At 61.7% G+C, this 22509-nt stretch carries 28 protein-coding genes; 1 reads left to right on the top strand and 27 read right to left on the bottom strand.

What is annotated here, in order from left to right; translation table 11 throughout:
- Positions 1 to 7 precede the first annotated feature (7 nt).
- Positions 8 to 1051 (bottom strand): phage late control D family protein, encoded by a 1044-nt coding sequence (locus ATY02_RS10840; protein ID WP_068587714.1) that lies wholly within the window; start codon positions 1049 to 1051, stop codon positions 8 to 10.
- 79 nt (positions 1052 to 1130) lie between these two features.
- Between ATY02_RS10840 and ATY02_RS10835 the strand changes: the two genes are divergently transcribed.
- Positions 1131 to 1601 (top strand): hypothetical protein, encoded by a 471-nt coding sequence (locus tag ATY02_RS10835; RefSeq protein WP_068587715.1) that lies wholly within the window; start codon positions 1131 to 1133, stop codon positions 1599 to 1601.
- Here the strand turns inward: ATY02_RS10835 and ATY02_RS10830 are convergent.
- The 26 genes from ATY02_RS10830 to ATY02_RS10705 all read right to left on the bottom strand — a co-directional run bounded on the left by ATY02_RS10830 (position 1598) and on the right by ATY02_RS10705 (position 22450).
- The gene (locus ATY02_RS10830) at positions 1598 to 1804 is read right to left on the bottom strand and encodes a tail protein X (protein WP_068587717.1); all 207 of its coding nucleotides are present in this window, start codon (positions 1802 to 1804) and stop codon (positions 1598 to 1600) included. The genes ATY02_RS10835 and ATY02_RS10830 overlap by 4 nt on opposite strands.
- Positions 1779 to 2624: a phage tail protein gene (locus ATY02_RS10825; protein WP_068587719.1), complete on the bottom strand. Its 846-nt coding sequence runs from the start codon at positions 2622 to 2624 to the stop codon at positions 1779 to 1781. The genes ATY02_RS10830 and ATY02_RS10825 overlap by 26 nt, the downstream gene beginning before the upstream one ends.
- Before the next feature lie 8 nt (positions 2625 to 2632).
- Positions 2633 to 5251: a phage tail tape measure protein gene (locus tag ATY02_RS10820; protein ID WP_068587721.1), complete on the bottom strand. Its 2619-nt coding sequence runs from the start codon at positions 5249 to 5251 to the stop codon at positions 2633 to 2635.
- Between the two features lie 136 nt (positions 5252 to 5387).
- On the bottom strand, positions 5388 to 5690 hold the full coding sequence (locus ATY02_RS10815) for a phage tail assembly protein (RefSeq protein ID WP_068587723.1): 303 nt from the start codon (positions 5688 to 5690) through the stop codon (positions 5388 to 5390).
- Positions 5691 to 5701: 11 nt separating this feature from the next.
- Positions 5702 to 6211 (bottom strand): phage major tail tube protein, encoded by a 510-nt coding sequence (locus ATY02_RS10810; protein WP_068587724.1) that lies wholly within the window; start codon positions 6209 to 6211, stop codon positions 5702 to 5704.
- Positions 6212 to 6223: 12 nt separating this feature from the next.
- Positions 6224 to 7387, bottom strand: a complete 1164-nt coding sequence (locus ATY02_RS10805; RefSeq protein WP_068587727.1) for a phage tail sheath family protein — start codon at positions 7385 to 7387, stop codon at positions 6224 to 6226.
- A gap of 97 nt (positions 7388 to 7484) precedes the next feature.
- On the bottom strand, positions 7485 to 7913 hold the full coding sequence (locus ATY02_RS10800; RefSeq protein ID WP_164823637.1) for a phage tail assembly chaperone: 429 nt from the start codon (positions 7911 to 7913) through the stop codon (positions 7485 to 7487).
- Position 7914: 1 nt separating this feature from the next.
- The gene (locus tag ATY02_RS35960) at positions 7915 to 9636 is read right to left on the bottom strand and encodes a phage tail protein (RefSeq protein WP_228022264.1); all 1722 of its coding nucleotides are present in this window, start codon (positions 9634 to 9636) and stop codon (positions 7915 to 7917) included.
- Positions 9633 to 10244: a phage tail protein I gene (locus ATY02_RS10790; protein WP_068577801.1), complete on the bottom strand. Its 612-nt coding sequence runs from the start codon at positions 10242 to 10244 to the stop codon at positions 9633 to 9635. The genes ATY02_RS35960 and ATY02_RS10790 overlap by 4 nt, the downstream gene beginning before the upstream one ends.
- A gap of 1 nt (position 10245) precedes the next feature.
- Positions 10246 to 11127, bottom strand: a complete 882-nt coding sequence (locus ATY02_RS10785) for a baseplate assembly protein (protein ID WP_068577803.1) — start codon at positions 11125 to 11127, stop codon at positions 10246 to 10248.
- A complete protein-coding gene (locus ATY02_RS10780) occupies positions 11124 to 11450 on the bottom strand; it encodes a GPW/gp25 family protein (protein ID WP_068577805.1) in 327 nt (108 codons plus the stop codon). The genes ATY02_RS10785 and ATY02_RS10780 overlap by 4 nt, the downstream gene beginning before the upstream one ends.
- A gap of 4 nt (positions 11451 to 11454) precedes the next feature.
- Entirely contained in the window at positions 11455 to 11670 is a 216-nt protein-coding gene (locus ATY02_RS10775) for a hypothetical protein (RefSeq protein ID WP_068577807.1), read from the bottom strand.
- A 43-nt stretch (positions 11671 to 11713) separates the two neighbouring features.
- On the bottom strand, positions 11714 to 12304 hold the full coding sequence (locus tag ATY02_RS10770; RefSeq protein ID WP_068577811.1) for a phage baseplate assembly protein V: 591 nt from the start codon (positions 12302 to 12304) through the stop codon (positions 11714 to 11716).
- Positions 12301 to 12828 (bottom strand): hypothetical protein, encoded by a 528-nt coding sequence (locus ATY02_RS10765; RefSeq protein ID WP_068577814.1) that lies wholly within the window; start codon positions 12826 to 12828, stop codon positions 12301 to 12303. Before ATY02_RS10765 ends, ATY02_RS10770 begins: the two co-directional genes overlap by 4 nt.
- Positions 12821 to 13471, bottom strand: a complete 651-nt coding sequence (locus ATY02_RS10760; RefSeq protein ID WP_068577816.1) for a hypothetical protein — start codon at positions 13469 to 13471, stop codon at positions 12821 to 12823. Before ATY02_RS10760 ends, ATY02_RS10765 begins: the two co-directional genes overlap by 8 nt.
- Entirely contained in the window at positions 13468 to 13782 is a 315-nt protein-coding gene (locus ATY02_RS10755) for a hypothetical protein (RefSeq protein ID WP_068577818.1), read from the bottom strand. Before ATY02_RS10755 ends, ATY02_RS10760 begins: the two co-directional genes overlap by 4 nt.
- 2 nt (positions 13783 to 13784) lie before the next feature.
- Positions 13785 to 14780, bottom strand: coding sequence for a major capsid protein (locus ATY02_RS10750; RefSeq protein WP_068577820.1), 996 nt, complete (start codon positions 14778 to 14780; stop codon positions 13785 to 13787).
- 63 nt (positions 14781 to 14843) lie between these two features.
- Positions 14844 to 15188: a head decoration protein gene (locus ATY02_RS10745; RefSeq protein ID WP_068577821.1), complete on the bottom strand. Its 345-nt coding sequence runs from the start codon at positions 15186 to 15188 to the stop codon at positions 14844 to 14846.
- Positions 15185 to 16327: a head maturation protease, ClpP-related gene (locus ATY02_RS10740; protein WP_068577824.1), complete on the bottom strand. Its 1143-nt coding sequence runs from the start codon at positions 16325 to 16327 to the stop codon at positions 15185 to 15187. The genes ATY02_RS10745 and ATY02_RS10740 overlap by 4 nt, the downstream gene beginning before the upstream one ends.
- Positions 16324 to 17805 (bottom strand): phage portal protein, encoded by a 1482-nt coding sequence (locus ATY02_RS10735; RefSeq protein ID WP_068577826.1) that lies wholly within the window; start codon positions 17803 to 17805, stop codon positions 16324 to 16326. The genes ATY02_RS10740 and ATY02_RS10735 overlap by 4 nt, the downstream gene beginning before the upstream one ends.
- A complete protein-coding gene (locus ATY02_RS10730) occupies positions 17805 to 18011 on the bottom strand; it encodes a phage head-tail joining protein (RefSeq protein WP_068577828.1) in 207 nt (68 codons plus the stop codon). The genes ATY02_RS10735 and ATY02_RS10730 overlap by 1 nt, the downstream gene beginning before the upstream one ends.
- 1 nt (position 18012) lies before the next feature.
- Positions 18013 to 20016 (bottom strand): phage terminase large subunit family protein, encoded by a 2004-nt coding sequence (locus ATY02_RS10725; protein ID WP_068577830.1) that lies wholly within the window; start codon positions 20014 to 20016, stop codon positions 18013 to 18015.
- Between the two features lie 4 nt (positions 20017 to 20020).
- Positions 20021 to 20593 carry a terminase small subunit gene (locus tag ATY02_RS10720; RefSeq protein ID WP_068577832.1) on the bottom strand — a complete coding sequence of 191 codons (573 nt, stop codon included), beginning with the start codon at positions 20591 to 20593 and terminating at the stop codon, positions 20021 to 20023.
- 225 nt (positions 20594 to 20818) lie between these two features.
- Positions 20819 to 21319: a hypothetical protein gene (locus tag ATY02_RS10715; protein WP_068577834.1), complete on the bottom strand. Its 501-nt coding sequence runs from the start codon at positions 21317 to 21319 to the stop codon at positions 20819 to 20821.
- 35 nt (positions 21320 to 21354) lie between these two features.
- Positions 21355 to 21699 (bottom strand): phage holin family protein, encoded by a 345-nt coding sequence (locus tag ATY02_RS10710; protein ID WP_068577837.1) that lies wholly within the window; start codon positions 21697 to 21699, stop codon positions 21355 to 21357.
- 274 nt (positions 21700 to 21973) lie between these two features.
- Positions 21974 to 22450, bottom strand: a complete 477-nt coding sequence (locus tag ATY02_RS10705; protein ID WP_068577839.1) for a hypothetical protein — start codon at positions 22448 to 22450, stop codon at positions 21974 to 21976.
- Positions 22451 to 22509: the final 59 nt, after the last annotated feature.

Below are 22509 nucleotides of genomic sequence, written 5' to 3'. Positions count from 1 at the left end.
ATGGGGTTTAAAGCTGCTCGACCCTGAGCGGCTTGGTGGCTTTCTTTTTCTTGCCCTTGGCTTTCGCTTTGCCCTTCTTGCCGCCGTTGCATTCGACGGTGGTACTCCAGCCCGATTGGGTAAACACCTGCTCGACCGAGTCGACCAGGTATTCACCATCCAGCCCAACCTTGAAGCCCTGGGCGTTGATCATGCGTTCTGCGAACAGGTCGGTACGCCCGGGCATCTCCAGGCGCACGCCGGCGGTGCTGCGGTTGAATGCAGCCAGCCGGGCCTTAGCGGCCTGCTCTGCGGCGGATTTGTTGGGGTAGATATGGCGGTCGGTATGCACCGGTGGCAGGCCATCTGGGGAGTCGTCGTTACCCAGGTCGACCACCCGCAACTTGCCGTTTTTCTTGTCCTGGTGCTTGGTCTGCACGGCCTTATGCGTACTGCGATCGCCAAAGCGGAACTGGTAGCGGCTCACGTCCCGGCGAGTGATGGTGACCATGCCGAGGGCTTTACCACTGGCGCTTTGGCCGGCCTGGCGGGGCAACACCAATAGCTTGCCGTCGGCCACCTTGGCCGTGCAGTCGTACTGTTTGGCCAGGCGGGTGATGAAGTTAAAGTCGGACTCGTTGAGCTGGTCGACCCGAGGCACCTTGGTTGTGACCGGGCACACGGGCGTCCAGCCGTTGCGGGCGGCAGTGTCGCGCACGATCTGTTGCAGCGGTACATCCTCCCAACTGCCACTGCGGGTGGTCTTGCCACTGCCTCGCATGTCGCTGGCCTTGCCGCGTATCTCGATGGTGTCCGGTGGGCCGCTGACCACCACTTCATCCACGGTATAGCGCCCCAGCCGCGCTAGCGCCTGACCGCTGTAGCCCATGAACACCTCGATACTGGCGCCCCGGCTGGGCAGCGCCACGGCCTGGGCGCGATCATCGATGCGCAATTCAAACTCGTCCGACTCCATGCCCGGCTTGTCCGAGGTGCGCAGGGTTATCAGCCGGTCATTGATCAGAGCCGTTATGTCGCTACCATCGGCGACAATTCGGAAAATGGGTGTCATGCAATAGACCTCCCCCAAGTGACGGGGCCGCCAGGACTGCATAGAATCCGGCAACCATTGCCCTACAGGAGTTGAAGTAATGAAAAGGATTTTTGGATTAACGCTCTGCCTGCTGGCCGCCTCGATGGCTCATGCCGAGCAGAAACTGCGAGTCATCGACCTGAACGACGGCCAGCCTGTCAGCGCCGAAGCCGCAGAGCGCGGAAGGCAGGCCATGGCGGCCCAGGAAGCCGCTAAAAAGATCAAGCCCGAAGAGGCCCTAGAATTCCTTAAACGTCTGGCCGAAAGAGTGGAATACGGCCATGACCTTGCGCGGTCGGGAACAATGAATGGCAAGCAATCTCGGGACCAGGCCATTGCGCTGAACAAGCTGCAAGATGAAAGCGACCGATTTGGAACAATGTTCGCCCCCTTCGCCAAATGCCACTCAGCCGCTATTGATGCTGCGATGTCCTGGCAGGGAATGATTTTCAAGAAAACCCAAGAGTTCATTGATTACCATAAGTCCTACTTGGCCAACGCCGCGCAGTGCGCCAAGGCGGCAAGCTAGTCCCAGAGCTGAACCATCGCATCGACTGCCGCCGGCAACTCCGGCAGCACGATCAGCACCCCAGCCCGGAATGGCTGGGGTTCATCGCTCAGCCCCTGGTTGGCATCCAGCACAGCCTCCACACTGCCGTTCAGATGGCCGTAGAACTGATAGCAAATCGTGTCGAGCAGATCCCCGCTAGACGTTCTGCAGGTCGTCGCCATAGCTCACGAACTCCAATGAAAAGCCTTGTTTGCGTGGCACGCCGCCGGCCAGTAAGTGGCTCTGTTCTTCCTCAAGGCTTGTCAGACACCAGGTGCCCAGGACCTCGCCATAACCGGTGGTAAGGCTCAAGGGCTGGAGCCGCCGGCCAATACTGCGCAGCTTCTGCAACTGGCCGAGGCCGGCCTTGAAACCCGGGAACACCGCGCCCTTGAGCGTGATCTTATCGTCCCCCTGCCCCACAGCCTGCTGGGCAATGCTGCGGGTCAGACGCTCCTGACCCGCCCAGCGAAACGCCGTCTGCCGGCGCAGTTCGTCGAAGGCCGCCGTGTCCAGGTTGAAGTAGTAGGGCTGTGCCCCTGGGCGCAGCGGGTGAATGATCAGCAGGTGCGGGAACGGCTTCACTGCGGCCGCTGCCGGCGTGCCGAGGCCGCCCAGGGCACCGCTGGGTAGGATGTTCCCCAGGGCCGGGCTGACTTGCCCGCCTATGCGGTTGATCGCAGCCCCCGCCCTGGCCGTCTGCTCCTGCAAGGACCCCAAGCGCTGCTGGATCTGCCCCGCCGCCGACACGGCCTGGCTGTAGCCGGCGGCGGCCTGACCCACGACCGATTGCGCAGCCGTGATACCGCGTAGGGTCCGTTGCAGCTTCGCGCCGATCTCCGGGCCCACGAACGGCACATTCTCCAGCTCGGACGCAGCTCCCGTAATATCGCCGATGGCTCCGTTCAACGGGGTCAACATGCCGTCTGCGCTAGTGCGCCCGGCCTCCCCGGCTGCAACAAGGGACTGGAGCCCCGATTGCAGCTGTTCCATATAAGCCATGGGGCCTCCTAAACATGTGGTTCATCCGACAGCTGCCGAGCAGCGGCCTGGCGGCTGTATTCATCGAACTGTAAACGCAGATGGGGGGTCAGCTCCCGGGCCAACTGCGCCGGGTCCTTAACATCACCCTGGACCGTGACCGATAGCGCCGGAGCAAAACTGAATTGCTGGTCGACCTTCGGCGGCAATGGTTTCGCCAACTCAGGCGGCTTGATCATCGCCGGCGTTGCGACTGGCGACGCTGTCCCCGCCATCGAGCGCACCACCTGCCCCATCATGGGTTTAGCTGCCTCGGGGGCCTTGAGCATCAGCGGGGCCGGGCTGGCCTTGAAGGACTTGGCGATATCGCCCAGGACGGGCGGGATGTTCTTGCCGGCATCGCGCATCATCAGCGGGCCTGCATAGGGCATTCGTTTAAGCGAGTCGTCAGAACCGAACAGCGCTTTCCCGGCTATTGCGCCCAGGGCATCACCGCCCCAGTAACCCAAAGCGCCACCTACCACGGCCCCCACAGCCCCGCCAATGGCCGTGCCGAGCCCCGGAACAATCGTGCCAATGGCAGCACCAAACGCCATGCCTGCCTTGGTGCCGATCATTGCACCGGCTAATCCACCGGCGGCGCCACCATAGCCTTCTGCCTTTTCGTCCTTGGTCTTTGCGTTCTGATAGGTGTCTGCAATCTTGATCCCCGCCCCCAGAGCCGCAAGCGCACCGCCACCTTTCACCCAGGGTGACATCCCTTTGACCAGCCCGCCGATACTTTTCACTGCCGACAAGCCCAAGCTGGTAGCACCCTTCAATGCTGCGCCACCCAACCGCGCCGTGCGGCCCAGAACGCCGGGCCGGATCGCAGAGCGCAACGCACGCCCGACCCGGCCGAGCCGACCACGTACACCGCCGCCCGCCTTGCCGCCCTTAGCCCCTTTTCCGCCCTTCTTGTCACGGCCTCCATCGAAGTCGTAATCACCGCCCCCCATGGCACCGGCATTGGTGACGAACACCCGTTGGATCACATTCGGGTTGCCCATCAGCGAACCCCGGGCAACGTTGAAAAGCCCCTTCCCCATCTTGAACATGCTGAATGCTGAACCCAGCGCGACCAACGCCGCACCTACGCCCACCACTCCGGCGACAACACCCGGCATCTTTTCCGTGAGCCCGGTCAACGACATGGCCACCGTTCGAACACCCTTGGCCACCGCATCCGTCGCCGGCCGCAGCGCATCACCCACCGCACGCATGCCGTCGTTAATTGCCTGGACGGTTTCGGTCCAAAGCTGGGCGGACGTCTCGCGCCGCTCGGCCAGGTTTTGATCAAGGATGCCCTTGCCGTTGAGCGAGTTCTTTTTCTGCTGCTCGTACAGCTCGCGGTTCTGCGAGTACGCCAGAAGGGCCATCTTGACTTGCATGTCAGCGAACAGGTTTCCGGTACGCAACGACTCCTCCAGCGCGATCAACTGCGCCTTGGCCGCCTCCGGATCGGCTTCCTTGCTGATTTTGGCCTGGGCTTCCTGCATCTTCGCGGCCTTCGCCGGGTCCGTGGCCTTGATGTATCGCATGGCCAGTTCAAAGGTCGATTCAAAGGTCGACTTTCCGCCCTGAATCCCCGTGTTCAACGACGCTTGGTAATCAATGCCAACGTCCTTGTAGGCCTTCACGACATCTTCCGCCCCCGATTTGGCCATCCAGTTCATCAGGTTGTTGGCCGCCTCGTCCGCACTGCCGGCAGTCTTCATCTGCACTTGCAGCATCGACCCCAACTGCACAACAGCATCCATGCCAAACAACTGGGTGTTACCCATGTTGGCCAGCAGTTTGGGGAACCAGCGCGCCATGTCGGACGCCTCGAAACTGCCCGACTGGCCCTGCACGGCGATAGCCTCCAGCGCCTTTTCCATGATTTTCGGATCGTTGATCTTGGCGTTCTGCTGCAACGCAAAAATCATTTTCGCCGTCTCTTCACCGCCCGAGCCCTGACCGACCGCGAACTTTGCAGCGAGCGGCGCATAGGACAGCGCCTTGTCCAGCTCCAGGCCAGCAGCCACCAATTGGTTCACAAGGTCCGCCACCTCGTTTCGACCCATTCCAGTCTGCTGGGAAGTCTCGATGATCGTCCGTGTCATCTGCTGCTCTTCGGGCTTGTTGGCAATGCCAGCCTTGATCGCGATATCCCGAATGATTGCCTGGTAGTCAGCACTGATCTTGGTAGGGATCGCTACAGCCGCAGTCCCGGCCACGGCCTGGCCAATGCTCGACTTGAACCCTTCCTTGCCCTGCTGGATCTGCTGGTGCCCCTTGAGCTGCAAATCTGCGCCCTTGGCCACCCGGCCGAGGGCCTGGTATTCCTGGCGCAGCTTGCCGACCTGAACGCCCTGCTTTTGCAGGCTGCTTAGGTTGCGCTCCAGCTTGCTAAGCAGGCCGGCCGCAGAGGCGGCGCCGCTGTCGTGGGCTCGCTTCCATTCATCGCGCAGGCGCATGGTTTCGCCGATGGTGCTTTTCAGCACCTTGGCCCTGCTGCCCTGCTCTTCCAGCTTCTTGATGCGGTTTTCAACGGTCTTGAATGCGGCGCCGACTGTTGCACTCACGGCGCCGCCGATCACCAGCCCCAACGCAATATTGCGTGCCATCTGATCCCCCTACACGCGTGAGGCTCAATCCGTGAGCCACCAGACCATGTCGGAAAAGCGCATGGTCATAATCTCCTCGGCGGAAAAATGCAGCTCGCTCGCGAGCCGCTTTGCCGCCATCTTCAACACCGCCGGGTCAAAGTTCGTCGTCTTGCACCAGGCGAAAATAGCCGGCCTGCAAGCGCTGGTAGTCCTTGAGGGTCATGCCCTCCAGGTCCTTACTGCCGACCTCGGCCAGGCTGGCAAACAGCGCCAGCTCGCGTTGTTCGTCATCACCGCCGGCGGCGGTGTTCGCTGCGCGCACGTCGCGCACGGTGGGGGCCCGCAGGGTGACCGTGTCGCACCGCACGCCGTTCAGCTCGACAGCCTTGGTCAGGGTCACTGCGACGCTATCGGGGGTCAGGGTCATCCAGGCCGGGGTTTTCTTTGCTTGAGTCATGAGGGTTTTCCTTACAGGCCCAGGGCCGAACGTTGGGCGGCGAGTTGGTCGACACCGTTAATCACGCGCTTCATGCCGAGGGCATCGATCTCGTAGATCAGGCGCCCGTCGACCTCCAGCTTGTAGTAGGTCAAGGCCACGTTGTGCTTGATCTCGGCCTTGTCGCCCGCCTTCCAGTCGCCCATGTCGACTTCCTTGAGCAGGCCGCGCAGGGTCACGATCACCGGGGTGGTCTTGCCCTTGAGGCCCTTGAAGGCCCCCCGGAACACGCCGTTGAACGCGGTCCCATCAGACAGACCGAACATGCGCAGCGACTCGCGGCGCACGCCGGTGGTGGTGAAGCCGGCTTCTTGCTTCTCCATGCCCATGTCCAGTTCCACCGGCAGATCCATGCCGCCGGCCCGGTGTTCCTCGGTCTTGAGGGTGAGCTTGGGCAGGGTCAGGCTCGGCACGTCGCCTTGAAAGCTGATGCCGTCGACAAACAAATTCATGTTCGCCAGGGTTTCGGGAATCATTGCCATTGCTGCGGCTCCTTAAGCGGCTTTATCGAGGACTTCGGTCAACCACTGGTTGGTAACCTCGACACGAAAATTCGGGTTCTCGGCGGGCGGTACGTCGGTGAAGCGGATATTCCAGTACACCTTGCCCTGTTCCAGTTGGCTGGCGGTGTTCAACTCCGGGTCGGCATAGACCTCGAAATTGATAATCGCCCCCTGGTTCTTGAGGTCGCGCATGAAGGCTTGCAGGCCCTCGGTGACGTCCTTCACATAGGTGGCCGTGATCGACCGATCCACCGCCCATTTGTGCCCGTAGAGAATCGCGTCCATGACGATGTCCATGGTTCGCACGCGGGTGACGAACGCCCATTTGGGATCACTGGACAGCGTGCGGTTACCCCACAGACGAAAGCCGGCGTCGCGAATAATGGTGGTGATGTTGGCGTTATTCAGCAGGTTGGCGCGGCAGGTCTCGTCGCCGTCCAGAAACTCGACAGGCCGGCCTGTGCCAGTGATTCCGACGAACTCCTTGTTCGATGGCGAGGCCCAGAAGCCGTACTCGCTATCAGTCCAGGCGAACAAGCCAGCGACCCAGGCCGAGGCCGGGGCGTCGACGGTGGCGCTGGCCTGGCCATCCCAATACTGAACACCTGGGTCAACCAGGTAGGCGCGCTTGGCGCCAAAGTTTTTGGCGTACTCCATGGCCGCCTCGTCGGTGGTGCTGGTCCCGTCGATGATGGCCAGACCGCGCAGCTTGTCCCCCAGGGCCACCAGGGCCGTGCCGACTGCCAGGGTCGCGCTGTGCTTAGGCGCCACCAGCAGGCGTGGCTGGGCGTTGAAACGGCTCTTGCCATCGAGCAGCGCCTGCAGACCAGTACGTTTGCCGCTGGCCAGGACCCCGCCAATGATCGCCGAGGTCTGTTGCGCCGCGTCCGCGACCTTGGCCACGCCACAGGCGACGATCACCGCCTTGGCCCGCTGGTAGATGGCCTGGCAGGCCTTAGTGATCGCCGCATCCGGGCCCCAGGCGGCAATCGCCTCGCGCTCGCTGGTGATCAACAACAGGTCATTGGCCTTGGCGCTAACGCCTGGACCCTCGGTGAAGGTATCCACCAAGCCGATGATCGAGGACGTGGGCAGCGCGATGGTGCGTGCGCCGGTGTCCACGTTGGTGACAGTGACGCCGTGGAAAAAGCTCATAGAGTCTCCAGAAATGACAAGGCCCCGCATGTGCGAGGCCGTGGGTGGAACAGGCGCCGAAGCGCGGGAATGAAAACGCCCCGACTGTGCGGGGCGTTTAGCGGGTTTGCTCGGCAAGCCAGGGCGGCGGGTTTGGGCGGTGATCGGTATCCGGAAAGGCCTTTGATTGCGGCCAGTCTCGCAAGGCCTGAATGTATGTCAGCAGCTCCTGGAACTGCTCAACACTCAGCGTAGGATTGGCGCTCACTTCCAACTGATCTCGATGCCGCTCACGCAACCACAACACGCCGGCAAACTCGCCATCCCGCCAGGCACGTTCGACGGTCTGCCGATCAGGGAGAGCATCTACGAGATAAGGTAAACCTTTTTCGTCATGCTCTCGTATCTTGCCAGGTGGCGGATTTCCAATAACTTTCAAATACAACTCCTCAGATATCTCAACGGCATCGGTTGGTATATCTGAATGTATCCCCTTTAAATACGTGGTCTGAGTTGTTTGGCTATAGAGTCGATTTTTACTGGCCATTTTAGTTACCTATTGCCGCCCACATCTGGATGCCTGCTGCAGATGCAGACGCTGAAACAAGACTGAATCCCGCAGTCGTTGGAACTGTTACACCAACAGCGGAGAGAGTGCTCGGAGTACCCGCAACAACTGCATCTACTGCAAGTGCGATAAATCCATTGTTTGGAAACGCGACTGGAAACGCCACATTGCCGAATTGCGATCCTGCAAGATCAGATCTCCCCCACTGAATGACCAGACCGCCGAGCCAGCTGGGCAGCGCGATATAGCCATTGATGGCGAGACTGGCTGAAAAGCCCCAACGCAATTTTTTTGAAGTTACAAACGCTGCGTCATCGACACCTGCATTTACATCAGCGATTGGAGCTATGCGGGCTGTGCCTCGTTTGCTCTCAGTTGCTTGCAATACGGAATCAGCATCGGCCTTTTTGGTTGGATCGTAATTTCCAGAAGTCCAAATTATGCCCGCGTCAGTCGTATCGACCGTTATTCGTACCCCTTGTAGGGAGTAACCGATTTTAATTTTGTTCGGTAGCTGATCAATGCCTCCGCCTTGCTGAACGGTGGTATAGCCAATTTTCGGCTCAAGGAAATACATCCCTAAGTCTGACTCGCGCAACATGTAAGGGAGTCTAACGTCATCGTTTTGAAACCCTACACTCAGAATTGATTCGCGAGACAATTTTGCTGAAAGCAGACTATTAGTCTGGGTAGCTGTATAAGCATCAGTAATGCCGTAGCCACCGAGAGTGGCTGCTTTGTTCGCCTTGCCTGCCAGAGCATTTGTCATGGTGGTGGCAAAATTCGGGTCATTGCCCAGCGCATCGGCCAGCTCTTTCAAGGTATCAAGTGCTGCAGGTGACGATGCCACCAGACTCGCTATCGCTTGTTGAATAGCCGTTGTGGTTTCAGGCTTAGTGAATGCATCAGTAATACCGTAGCCAGCGAGAGTGGCGGCCTTGTTCGCCTTGCCAGCCAGAGCATTTGTCATGGTGGTGGCAAAGTTCGGATCATTGCCGAGCGCATCTGCAAGCTCTTTCAATGTGTCGAGTGCGCCAGGTGCAGATGCAACAAGAGCAGCCACCGCTTGATTGACCGCCGCCGACGCTTCCGACTTGGTGAAGGCATCGGTGATGCCATAACCAGTCAGAGTCGTCGGGTTATCGCCGCTGACAACAAGGCCCCGTTTGTCGATGGTCACCTGTCGGTAAGTGCCTGGTGTCTTGTTCGCCGGCAGCGCAGCGGCCAGCGAATCATCGACATATTGCCGAGTGGCCAACACCACCGCCGGATCGATCTTGAGCACAATCTGGGCGGTGTTCGACACGATGAAGTTCATGCGGATGATCTGGGTCTTGCCGGTGCCCTGAGCCAGCAAGGGCTTGAAGCTCGGCGCGCAGTTGGCCACCGCCACTAAGTCGCCGGCAGCGTCATACAAGCCGATCTCGCGTATCCAGCGCCCCCCGACGTCCGACGGAATCACCTGTTCGGTGATAATGACATTCGGATTGGCGGGATCGGTACGCACTTGGTTGACCGCAGCCCGGCGCCACTCGTTGATCAGCTTGGTCTGGCTGCGATCTGGCATGGGGGCTGTGCCGTTGGCATCCCCAACCGCCATATCTTTGAAGGTCCAGGGAATGCCCAGGGCGGTGGCATTGGCCTGTTTCGCCTCCCCCACCGCCGTCAGAATAGCGAAAAACTGACTGTTGGAATCGATCATGGGTACACATCCAGAGTGTCTATTTCGTCAATGCAAACGACCTGACCATAACGGCCGGTCACCTCGATATCACGGGGCGCAGGCGGATACACGTCGATCACTTCGCCCTGGTCCACGTAGGCGCCGAAATGGATCACCCCCGAGGTTTCCAGGCTGATGGCCAAGCCAGTCATGTGGCGGCTAACCGGTTTGGCGTCATCGATCAGGCGCGTTAGCTCGGCATACATCGCTTCCGTGATACCGGTATCCAGAACCCCAACTTTCAGGGCGAAGGTGGCCGGCGGGCCTTGCGGCACCGCCTGCCACCACTCGATCACCTCGATTAGATAGCCCAGAGGCTCCACTACCCGCCGTAGCGCGCCGATGGTTCCCTTGCGGGCATGAATGAAAAACGACGCTTTGATAGCGCTGCGCTTGACCGTCTCCGACCAGGCCGGGTCCCAGCGATCCACTGACCAGGCCCAAGCCAATTGCGAGAGCAGATGCGCCGGGCAGGTGTCGGGGTTGTAGAGCGTGCGCAGGATCTGGGAAACCTCCCCTGGCCGAGCCCCTGCGGCCTCCATGGCCCGCTCCAACGGCGTGCTGTTGATCGGTAGTAGGCTGGTCATATCAGCCCCCCAGCGTGACGCTGTAGCCGGTGCAGTACGCAGCCTGGGCCCGAGTCGGAGTGATGTCGCGCCAGTTGGCCAGATCGACCCTGGAAACTCCGGCGACGTGCAACTGGGCATCGATGGCCGAACGGGCAACCTCAAGCCCCAGCCGCCGGCGCGGATTCACCCAGTCGGCTAAGCGGCGCTGGGCCTCGGCCAAGGCAGCATCGCTTTCAGGGCCTGGGCCCTTCATATGCAACACCGCATCGATGCGGTACGGCAGCACCTGCGCGCTCTGTACCGTAACCCGGTCCCCCAGCGGCCGAACGTTCTCGTCATTGAGGGCCGCCGCGACCGTCGCCAACAGCTCGGCCCCGACCTGGCCGTCACCATCGAGCCCCAACACTGTCACCGTGACACACGCCGGCGAGGGGCTTTCAGCCTCGGCATCGGCCACCAGTGCCGAGGCGTTGCGCGCATGCAGGATGTAGCTGTTGCGTGGGCCTGCCGTTGTTAGCCCTTCGTAGGCCAGTTGGACGCGCTCGCGCAAAGCATCATCGGTCTCCTTGACCTCCCCTACAGGCGGCACCGCCTGCGGATCGGCTGGACGGATCACTAGGCGAGGAAGCTTGACGTTTGCCGCCAGGTGATCCAGGTCCGAGCCCTTGGCATGAGCCAGCAGCAGCGCCTTGGCCGCGTCGTTGACCCGGGCGCGCATCTGCATGTCGCCGTAGGCCACCAGCTCCAACTGCTTGACGACCGAGTCACTCTCGACCGCGGCGGTCCAGTTCTCGCCCATGGCCAAGCGGAACAGCGCCAGCTTGCGCTGGTACAACTTCTCATAGTCCAGGGGCTCCAGCACCTGCGGCGCCGACAACGCCGACAAGTCCAGTATGCTCATGCCGTCACCTCCAACACTGCGCTATCCCCCAGGTACTGGCCCACCAGCTGAAAGCTGATCTGCCCACCTACCACTGCCACCACCTGCACCCGCTCCAGCTTCAAGCGCGGCTCCCAGCGCAACAGCGCCCGAGCCACCTCGGCCTGGACGGCGCTTTTCCAGCCGCCGGTGACGGGCAAGTCGACGTAGCGGCGCAGGTCACTGCCGTACTCCGGGCGCATCCGCCGGCTGCCCAGCGGCGTGGTCAGGATGTCCTCGATGGACTGCCGCACATGCTCAAGGCCCGACAGCGGCTGGCCCGTTCGGCGATCCATTCCGATCATCGCGTCACCCCTGCGGCAGTAAATCCGAATGCGAGCGCAGGTAGTCCAGCGCCACCTGGTCGCCTGCCTCGGCCATTACGTGGCCCTGCTTCACCGGCAGTTGACGGCCATCCGGCAGGATCAGCACGCGGGAGGTATAGAGGGTGTCGAGGAACACCGAAGCGCCGGGCGCTGCCGGCTCCCCGCCGGTTTGCTCGGCGGGTTTCTTGGTTGTGGTCATGTTTGCTCCAGGCGAAAAAAAGCCCGCTGCTGCGGGCCGCTGGTTATTGAAGTGCTGCTGTCGATCCACTGTCGGGCATCACGCCCGAATGGGTATGAGTCGAACCGACGTTGACCCCGTTGTGCTTTAGGCTCGCGCCGTTGATTTGTACGTCACCGTTCAAGGTGATTTGCCCGGTCAGGGTGATGGTGTTGGCCTTGCCGGTGATCGCGCTATCGGTGATCACCGCCGAGCTACCGCCAACCTGGATAGTCACCGTGCCGCTGGGTAGGTTGATGCTGTAGCTCTTGGCCTGCCAGTCGTAGACCAGCGAGCCGCCATCGTCGAAGCGCCAAACCTCGACGTGGTCGCGGTTGTCCGGCTGGGCCCCAGCATTACCGTACAACCCCGGTACAAAGGTCCCCTGAGCAGGCTCACCGCTGGGGCTGATCAAAGCGCCCTGCTCGCCCAAGCTCGGCGCCCGCCAGTGCCGGGCCTTACCAGCGGCCTGGCTGTGCCAACGCACCCAGGCGCTGGTCCAGCCGGCACCATCAGACACCCGCACCATGGCGGCGGCCAGATCGACCGCGACCACGCTACAGGGAATGATCAGGCCGGCGATCATGCGGTCATGCGCTGCTGAAACGTAGCTCATGCCATCTCCTCCGGGCCCAGGTAACCGCCCTGATGATCCGGGCCGATGTCAGGACTGAACCCAAACACCAGAGTTCCAGGTGGCTGGTTGGGCCATGGCCACTCCTCGAGGCCGAGGTATAAGCCCTGGGTCCATTCCACAGCCCAGATTGTGTAGCCGTCCAGCTCGGGCCGCGTCCAATCCTGGCCAGAGCGGACAAACTGCGCAGCCTCTACCGGCTGACCCCAGGTCTGCATGCGTAGCAAAACCGCAAGCTGCGAGGCAATGAACAGCGCCTGCCGTTGAGATTGAGGTTGCTCAGCTCCCACCATCACCCGCGCTTCAAAGCGGGCTTCCAGCGCCGTCTCACCGGTCAGCGGGTCGGTTCCAGGCTCCAGTTCGACCAGCTCAACAATCACGGCCGGAAGTGCTATGCGCCCAAGCTTGTCAGGCATCACGGCTACATCAAACAGGCCGGGAATAGCCTCGCGGATATGCTGTTCGATGGCCTGGTAGAGCTGGTCTAGATCGAGGGGTTCAGACACCTTTGCTACCTCTCAAGTATTTTTGCAGCTCAAAGTTCAGCTCCTGCTCCAGGATCTCCAGCAGCCGCTGATCTGCCCGTTTAACCCATTCATCGAAGATGGGCCGCACGTCATCCAGCGATACCTTGGCCTTGGCCAGGGGGAAGCGGTTGTCGTTCTCGTTGATGAAGCCCGAGCGCCGTCGCCCCTCGCGGGTTTCGGGATAGTCAGCTGGGTCATAGTGGCGGCTGCCGGTACGAATCCAGATATCCGCCTGACTTCCATAGACCTGCTTGTAAAACGCCCCCTGATAACGCCTGCCCGCCACCGACACACCCGACCGGTTCTGGCGGGCGCGGCCGATTCGGCTGGACTCAATCGGGTTGATACCGAACCAGAGCTTGCCCTGCCCGGCGCTGTTGATCGGATAGGCCCGCAGGCGCTGGCGAACAGCCCCCACCGCTATACGCTCCTTGCTACTAACTCCCCGGGAAATGTAGGTGCGCAGCCAGCGCAACGTCTTGTTGATCGCCCGGCGCTGGGCCACCGCCGCCGCTTTCGGGACCAGAGCGGCAAAGTCCTTGAACGCCTGTAGATCCGCAGGCGACGATTGCAAAGTGATAACGCCATTGCTGGCGGCTACCCGAGCATAGCTAACATTCATGGGTTGATCCTCAGAACAAGCGTCACCAGGCCATCCCCCGTCGGCTCCACCTGGATCAGGGTGTAAACCCCACCGCCATCAGGCTCCGGCAGGTCGATCCGCACCTGTTGCCGGATCTCTACGCCCTCGGCGTCTGCCACACGAATCACCACATGCGGCTCGCGCAGGGCCGTAGACATCTTGCCGAGCCTGGGTTGCAGCCAAGGCGCGGAGAACATCCCCCGCACCTCGCGCCCCTCGATGTAGGCGGTGTCCGCCAGCACTTCAAACACCACCTCGTCGACATCCGCCACCAAGTCGCGAATGCCCACGGTCACATCTCCAGCATGATCTGCGCGAGCGGCCGCGTGCACAGGTGCAGCGGGTTCGACTGAGCTTCGCCGGCCATGCCCTTGTTGAACGGCAGCGGCTCGATCTTGCTGTAGTACGGCAAGCCCTCGGTGTTGACCGTTTCCATGTAGTCGGCTGGAGCAAACACCGAGATGTACAGATCTGGCACACCTTCGGGGATCAGCAGCGCCTTGTCGTCATGAACAAACGAAACCCCAGCAACTTTGCCGCGATAGCGCTCCCAGACAATACCGCCGAATTCGAAGCTCTCACGGGCATCCCCCCGCAGTGCTGCCGCCTGCTGAGTGTTGACGAAGGTTTCTTTGACTTTCGCGTGGGCAATCAATTTGGGCCAGAAATTCTTGCCACAGAAAGCCCTTGCTCCAGTGCTGGTGATACTGCCCAAGGCATCCTCTTGCAGGTCCAGGGCCTCGCCGCATTTGACGCGGATTTCAGTGGCAGGGTCGTTGAGCCCCATCGACATCTTCTTACGACTCACCCCAAAGGTCTTGTAGATGTCCAGCAGCACCGTCTTGCCATCGGCATCGAGGATCTGACCGTTCAAGGCGCCCATACGTTGGAACTCGTGAGTAACATCCAACTGTCGACGGCACTTGGCCAGGCGCTTGTTAACCACATCCTGAACCGACTGCAGCTCGCTGCGGGTGCCGAAAGCACGAATGCCCTGGATCTCATCGGCCTTGATAGCGAAGCGCTGCGGCAAATGCACGGTGTTGAACGGGATCAGGTTGCGCTTGCTACCACCGACCACCAGACCCGAGGTGCCGCGCTCGCCCGCAGGGACCAAGGCGATGGTGTCGCCGTCCTTCTCGATCTGAACCGTCAGGGTGGTAATGCCCTCCTCCTGGAACAGACCCAGGCTGCTGATACGACCCGGCAGGTATTCCTGCTCGTTGATCGCCGCAGTCAGCGAGGAAACCGAAAACGCATCGTCGTTAAAAATCTCAATGTCAGCCATGAAGCAATCTCCAGAAAGCAAAAAACCCGCAAGGGCGGGTTCGATAAACGAGGGTGAAGGGTCTTAGCGGACGATCACGAAGTGACTGGCCAGGGCCTTTTCAGCCGCCATGTCGAGGCCAGTCAGACAAGCCTCACTAACCTCAGCAAGGCGCACCACGGCGCGACCGCGTCGCACCACATCCGACTCGCCCAGTGGGCCGTAGAGGATGGCCTGGGCGTTCTCGCTGCCGTCTTCGGCAGTTGGCTTGTAAGGCGCGAACTCACCGGTAGCAGTGACAAGGCCGAGGATCTGGCCGGGCTCCAGGGCCGGGCCGGCGGCGACGTTGATGGCTTCGCGGGAGATGTTGCCGGCGCCTTCGGACAGCAGGAATTCACCCGCATGCATCGGCTCACGTTGAACAGTCATGGTCTGGTTCCTTTTGCGGAGGGTTGTTGTGCAGCTTGGCGAGCAGCCCAGATTGAGGGCTGGTCGATTTTCTTGGCCTGTACCTTGGGCGGGGGGTCGTTTTCCAACGGCAGGCTGTTATTGATTTCAAAGCCCTTGCCGGTGCCCACCAGCTTGTCGAACAAGCGAGCGCGGACACCGGCCGCGTCCAAGCCAGTGGCCACGAACTCGGCGCTGAACTCCGGCAACCGAGCGGCTACGCACAGATCGTTGATGGTCTTGGCCCGGGCCAGGCCAGCCTGGACCACCGCCTCACTTTCCAACTGAGTGGACTTGAGCAACGGTTCTACCAGGTTGCTGATACCGGACTCAGCGCAACGCTGGGTGATCAGCAGAGCCAGCTGGGCAGCGTCCACCACCGGAGCCGGTTCGGGCGGTGTTGCCGGCTCACCCGGAACCGTTGGCGGTTGCTCGTCCAGCTGGGCCAGCAGCCCAGGGGGCGCGTTGCGAAAGCGCCGCAGCGCATCGCCATGGCCCAGGCAGGCGCTGACCTTGACCCCGTCGCCTACTTCGTCCGCCAGGCCCAGCGCCACAGCCTCGTTGGCGGTCAGCCAGGTTTCGGCATCGACGAGGCGCCGCAGCTCGGCATCGTCGATGTCCGGCGCCTTAGACTTGTAGGCCGCGATGATCGCCTCCAGGGTCTGATCCAGCACATCGGCGACCTTGCGGAAGTCGTCGGCATCGCCTGCAGCATAGGTCCACGGGTTGTGAATCATCACCATGGCGTTGGCGGCGATCACCACTCGATGCGCGCCGCACACTGCCACGCTGGCGGCGCTGGCGGCCAGGGCGTCAATCCGACCGGTACAGCGCTCGCCCAAACGCGAAAGCGCGTTGTGCATTGCCAGGCCATCGAACAGATCCCCACCAATGCTATTGAAGGCAACCACCACCGGCGACACTCCGTCATCCAGGGCCCGCAGATCCTGCACAAACTGATTCGCGGTCACGCCCCAGGCGCCGATCTCGCCATACACGAACACTTCGATGTTGCGTTGTTCGGCTTCGCCGCTGGCTCGCAGTGTGTACCAGGTCTGGTCCTTGACCGGCACCAGCGCGCCGGCAGCGTCGTAGACGCGGACCTGAGTTTTCTTGCTCATGGTTGCTCCTTGTCGTCGAGCAGCTCGACGCTTTCGAGGGTGTTGTAGTTGAGGCCCAGGCCGTTCGCCCGCTCAAGATCAGCGGCGTTTTCCGCGTCGACCGTTTCAGCGTCGTAGCCGGTACGCAGGCACATCTCGCTGCGCGAGGCGAAGCCGGCCTGCACTTCCATTCGTCGGGCTTGAACGTCCTGTACCGGTTGAAGGTACGGCCAGCCCTGGGGCACCCAGCGGGTACGCAGGTATTCACGGCGACGCTGGGCGTAGTCCGGCAATTGCACGGCACCGGCCAAGAACGCCATATCCAGCCAAGCCGCACGCACCGGGCGGCAGAGCTGGTGCACGTAAACGCCGAACTGCAACTGCTCCAGACGCCGGCGAAACTCGTTCAGCACCACCCGCATCACACGATCGTTGATGTCCTTCATATCGCCGGTAACGATCTCGTAGGGCACCCCCGCGCCGGCAGCAGCAGCCATGAGTTGCTGGCGCATGAAGTCCGGGTAGTTGTTACCCGCATCCGGCGGCGTGGAGAACTCGACCTCCTCCCCGGGCCCTAGCTCCTGCATGGTCCCCGGCTCCAGCGCCACCATCGGCGTGAACCCGTCTCGATCCAGAGTCAACGGCTGGCCGGTGACGGGATCGAGTGCCGGCGGACCACCTTCCGGCGTGGGACGGGTAATAAAGCCCGCGAACAGGTTGGCGACCTCCTGCCGGAACAGCACCGCATCATCGTAGTTATCGAGGCTGCGCAGGCGTTTCAGCACTGGCGACAGGCGCGGTACACCACGCAACTGGCCGGGCTCCAGCGGGTCGAAGATGTGCAGCACCTGGGCGGCCGGCACTCGCACTAGCTGGTTATAGCCTCCAGTCAATGCGGAGGATTCCCCCGGGTGCGAGCGATACATCCAGTACGCCACCCGCTTGCCTATGCCGTTGAACTCGATCCCGGCCCGAATGACGTTGCCGTCGCGGGTGGTTTCAAATTTGTCATGGGGCACAAACTCCGGCGCCAGCAGTTGCACCTGCAAGGGCACCGCCAGCCCATCCTCGGTTCGACGCGGCCGCAACCGCACGAAGCATTCACCCGAGGTTTCAACGGTCCGGGCGACCAGCGCCTGCTGGCCATAAAAGTCGGTTAGCTCGTCGGCATCCGACTCGTCCACCCAATCCTCCCACAAGACATGCAACAGCTTGCGCAGGTCGTTGTCGACGGTCTGGGCCCGAGGGGTAATGCCGGTGCCGATCAGGTTACTGACCCGCTTGTCCACCACGTTGAAGGCATAGGGGTCATTACGCACCGCTGCCCTGGAGCGCGAGCGCAAGTTGCGCAAGGCCGGGGTGTTGATACTGTTGAGGCTACTCTCCGGGGCGTCCCAGCCCGCCGACCGGCGCCCCTCCCCGGCGCCTTCGTAGCTGGCCTTGATGTTTGATGGCAGCAGGAAGCCTTGACGGCTCAACGTTGGGTAGTGGCGAGCCATTACAGTCCTTTGCCCCCGTGGTAAAGCCGAACCACGCGGGGGCGTGGGCCAGCACTTGCGGCAAGACTGCCTCGGATCTCCTCGCGAGCCCTGAGCAGCTCGTCCACCGTCCGGTATTCCACCGTGCGGTCGACATAGCGCACGGTTTTTTCACCGCGAGCGATAGCCGCCTCGATAGCGTCGAGGTGTTTCTGGGTAAAGGACATATCAGCGTCTCTTGAGATAGCCGCTGGTGGACATGCGGCGTTGAGGTTGCGGCGCTACGGGTTGGGCCCTGGCCACAGGTGGCAGAGCCGGACTCTCGATGGCCTGTGGTTCCGGTTCATCGGTCGCGGGTGCAGGCGACACCGCCTGCTGGCCGGCCTCTTCGTCGAACAACCCGCCCTGTGCCAGCGCCTGCCGGACCCGCTCCCAATCAGCGTCGAGGTAGCGATTGATGCCCAGGTAATGGGCCATCGCCAGGCAATACACCATCAGGTCGAGCGCTTCGTTTCGGTCAGCCTTGCCCTTCACCCACTCGATGCGCTTGTAGCCTTTGACGTAGCGGGCCACCTTGCTTTCGGCCACGCACTGGTCAAAGAACTCGTCGGGCAAGTCGTTGGCAAAGTGCAACGCACCCGGACCGTCTGGGAACGGGTAGCGGTTGTAGATCCAGTCCTTGGCGGTGTCGGTGCCGACAAACCACAGCTCGGCGCCGTTGCGCTCGGTCTGCCCGCGCCAGGTGACATCGACCATCGACGGGCGCTGGGCAATGACCGGACGCCCGGGCTTACTAGCCCCCTTGATGGCGAATATGTTGCGCCACCGGCGAAGGCGGCAGAACTGGTAAACCTCGTCCGTGTGGTGACCACCGGAGTCGACACCCGCAGCCAGGACCGCCAGCGCGACGCCGCAAGGATGCCGGTATCGCGCCTTGAGCTTCTCGTCCAGCACATCCCATGTCTTCTGGTTCGCCGGATCGCCCCAAATCACCTGGTGGTCGATAACCCAGCGCTCCAGGCCAACACCGAAGCCCATCACCATCAGCTCAAGGCGGTTGGCCTGCACGTCGACCGCAGCGGTCAGCATCAACACCCCGGCCGGCATCGAGCCGAGGCTGTAGCGCTCAAGCCGGGCCCGATCCCGTAGGACGTGGGCCTTGGTTTGCTCCTGGGCGCTGTCCCAGACCTTGGCCAGGCGGGTGTTGTAAAACACCTGCATCGGCTCCAGGTTGCCAGCGGCCTGGGCCTTCTTGGCCTTCTCGTACTGCCGGGCCAAGGTCCGCCAGTCGGTCCAGCCGGAAGGGGCGTACAAAGCGTTGAGGCAGAACCCCACCGTTTCCCCGTCGCCCTCGGCGTGCGCCCGCCACTTTCCGTTAGCCAGCATCCATCCTTTGTGGTGTTCCTCGATCAGGACATCACACTCAGGACCTGCACACTGGTAGTGCGCCACGCTGAAATCAGCGGAGTACAGCAGGCGCTCCCACTCCAGCACCTGGTGATGCCCGCAGGTTGGGCACGGCACGTAGTAATGCCGCTGGTCGCTGGACTCGAACAGGTCGCTGATCCGCGAGGCGCCCTTGATGGTCGGCGAGCTGGAAAAGTAGAACTTGGCGTTGCGGCCGAAGGTACTGCCCCGGGCTTCCGCCAGTTCGATGGGGTCGCCCTCCTCGCCCACATCAACCTCCCACCGGTCGACCTCGTCACCGTACACATACCGAGCCGATAGCTCGGCAAGGTTGGCGGCAGAACCGGCCGTGGTCACATACAGCGAGCCACCTTCGAACTCCTTGGTGTCCATGGTGTTGCGGGAGTCGCGGGAGCGGCTGGACGCCACCCGCTTGTTCAGCTCAGGCGTGGCCTTGATCGTCTTGCCGATCCGCGACGAAACCCGCTTGGCCAGGCCGAGGCTCGGCAGCAAGGTCAGGATGTTGGATGGGGCCATGTGGATCAGGCCGCCGATCCAGTTCAAGGCGATCTGGGTTTTCATCAACTGCGAGGCCACCATGGTCACCACCCGTTTGCAGGGGTGGGCCGGGGACAGGCAGCGCATGGGTTCTCGTGCGTACGGCGTACGGTCCGTGCGGTACTTGCCGGGCTCTGCGGCTCCCGTGTCACGCGGGATTCGCATGTATTCATCTGCCCATTCGTCAACCCATAGTGCAGGGTCTGGCTGTAGCCCTCGGCAATACGCATCGCGGTACACCTCTGCACCGTTTGCGTATTCGGGCATAGGTTCAGCTCTGTGTGATGGCTTGTTGTAGGTCGGCGTCGGTCATGCGTCCGGCGTCTTCAAGGGCCCGGCGAAACGCCCCAGTCAGGTGTCGCTCGATTTCCCAGGGATCGCTCAGTGCCGCGACCTCGGCAGCCAGTTGCGGCGACATGCTGAACAGCAAATCACGGACCATGCGCCCCGCGTTGTAGGCCGCAACCGTTACCGCTTCGCGATCAACGAGGTCACCCTGGACCTTGTAGAACTCAGCTTCGGCCAGCTTGGCCAGGTAATGCTCCCGGTGGGCTCGGGACTTCTGAAAATCCGGGCCTTTGCTGGGGAGTTGCGGCACAGCATCGGTTTCAGCAGTCGGCACCAGGCCGCTGCGCACATCGCGATCAATGCGCGCTTCTTCATGCCGGGCAGCCACCGCCGCCTTGCTGGGGTCTGCCGATTCAGCCAGCAGGGCCTCGGTTGCCTCCAGCTCGACCTTGCCGTCTGCGGTCAGCACCAGCCGATCTTGCTTGGCCAGTTTGGAAACGTAGGACTTGGCCCAACCGCGCCGGGCCGCAAAGTCCGACTTGCTGATAACGGTCATGTGTTTGACGTCCAGTTAACCCAATGAATACGGGGTGTTCACCAGTTCACCGCCAGTTCACTAAGCGGGTGAACCAGCCGCTAACAAAGATCCGCGGGTTTCCGACCCCGTGTCCGGGAAAGGCTCCCAGGGTCCCCGGCGGTTTTCGGCGCCCCAATCTGGTGCACCATCACTGCATCGCTCAAATCCGAGAGATCGCCTGTCACGAATAGCCAAAGAACCCACTTACGCAAACTCACGAAGCGCCTCTTGCAGGCGCTTGGCCTTCACAATGGCCTCCGCATTGCTTTCGCGTTCAGCCTCAACCGTCAGGGCAACTTCTTCGATACGCGCAGCCAACGCCTTCATGCGTTTGCTGAATTCATCGGCCACACACACCACCTCTCCTGACAGAACGGCCAAAGCGTCCAGCGCGCCCTCAGGCGTCTTGATCGATACAACAACCTGCTTTGCTGCCTGAGTCACAGTCTGTTCCTTCTTCGTTTTGGGGGTTGTTGGATCACGCTGGAATTTGCCACCCTCCGGTTCCCTGATAAGCCCAGCATCTTTGAGTTCACCGAGTGCGCGCCGGACGGCATACGCCGATGCTCCACTGGCATTGGCAGTGAGGACTGCGCGATGAATATCCCTAGCGATCCAGGATGTTTGAATGGGTACATAACCGAAGACTTTTTGAGCAATAGAGGATTGCCCTGCAAGCATCTGCTGCTGCCTGGATTCATTCATTTGAAGAAACCTGCTTAATCGGGGGCTGGGGGGCGCTACTCAGAGCGATTTGATTCGGCGGACACTTCAATGACGCCGATCCGCCGAGCCGCCCACCGTTCGTACAGGCCAATGGCAACATCCGCCCCGGCCATCGCAGTCAGGCAGCCGAAGGCGCCCGCCGTCCAGATCGAAACACCGGCGCCGATCAGCAGCATCAGCGCTGCCATGCCGCAGACGATGCACGCACCGGACCGAAGCGCTAGGCGCCGCAACAGCACCCACCCCCGGGCGCCATCCTTGTCGGCTCGCCACATCTCGCCGGACACACCGCCCACCAGGGCCAGGACAATTACCAACCAGATAGGCATCTCTGCCAGCGCTTGCTGCTCGTTAGTCATAGGGGGTCTCAAATGGGGGAGCGCGGCGAACGCCGGAAAAAGAAAACCCCGCCAGGGTGACGGGGTTTTCAGCGCCCCGACCAAGGTCAGGACAAGGTGCACAGCACGTGCTCAGGTGGAGCGCCTAGGCGCAGGTCGCATATCGTGGTGACTTTTTACCCCCCTCCGGAAAAACCGAAAAGGGGGTATTTTCGGTTGGTCAGAACGCGACACAAACACGACAACAACGCGACAACAATACGACCACAACACGACAAACCATCCCGACGAACGGTCAAAGCTGCCAGCGTGCCTCCCTCGACGCAATGTAGTCTCTTCCGGCACGACTGCTGCGCTTGGGGCCACCACGGGCCGTGACCGTTCGTACTGCAAGAATGACCTGCACTTGCTGATGCAGCCGGTGGACCCAATTCCGGTAAGTTCGATCTGCACTGGTGGGCAACTGCAAAAGGGCGAGCTGCGCCTGGACGGTCAACGGCTTGGCAGGCAGGTAGCGGTTATGCGCAAGCCGGACCAGCAGGGCTCCTTTCTCTGACTGGCGCTCAATCTGCGCGAGTGCGGCCGAAACCTCCGAAGCAATGTGATCAATCCCAGCACCGCCACCAGGCAAACGCGGCCCTGGCGTCCCACGCGGTGCGCACCCTCCCCACTCCATGATCGTTGCCATGGGGCTGCCTAAGCCGCCGCCATCACCCACGCGGCCGAGCTGGGCCGCCCAATGCAACATCAGCTCCTCGATCTCCTGAATCATTGCCCCACCCCCCTGGAAACCATACCCGACACAAAAAACACCCAACCCAACACAAACCC

The organism is Pseudomonas sp. BIOMIG1BAC (genome assembly GCF_001705995.2).
GTDB lineage: Bacteria > Pseudomonadota > Gammaproteobacteria > Pseudomonadales > Pseudomonadaceae > Aquipseudomonas > Aquipseudomonas sessilinigenes.
This window is presented reverse-complemented; position numbering and strand designations above follow the sequence as displayed.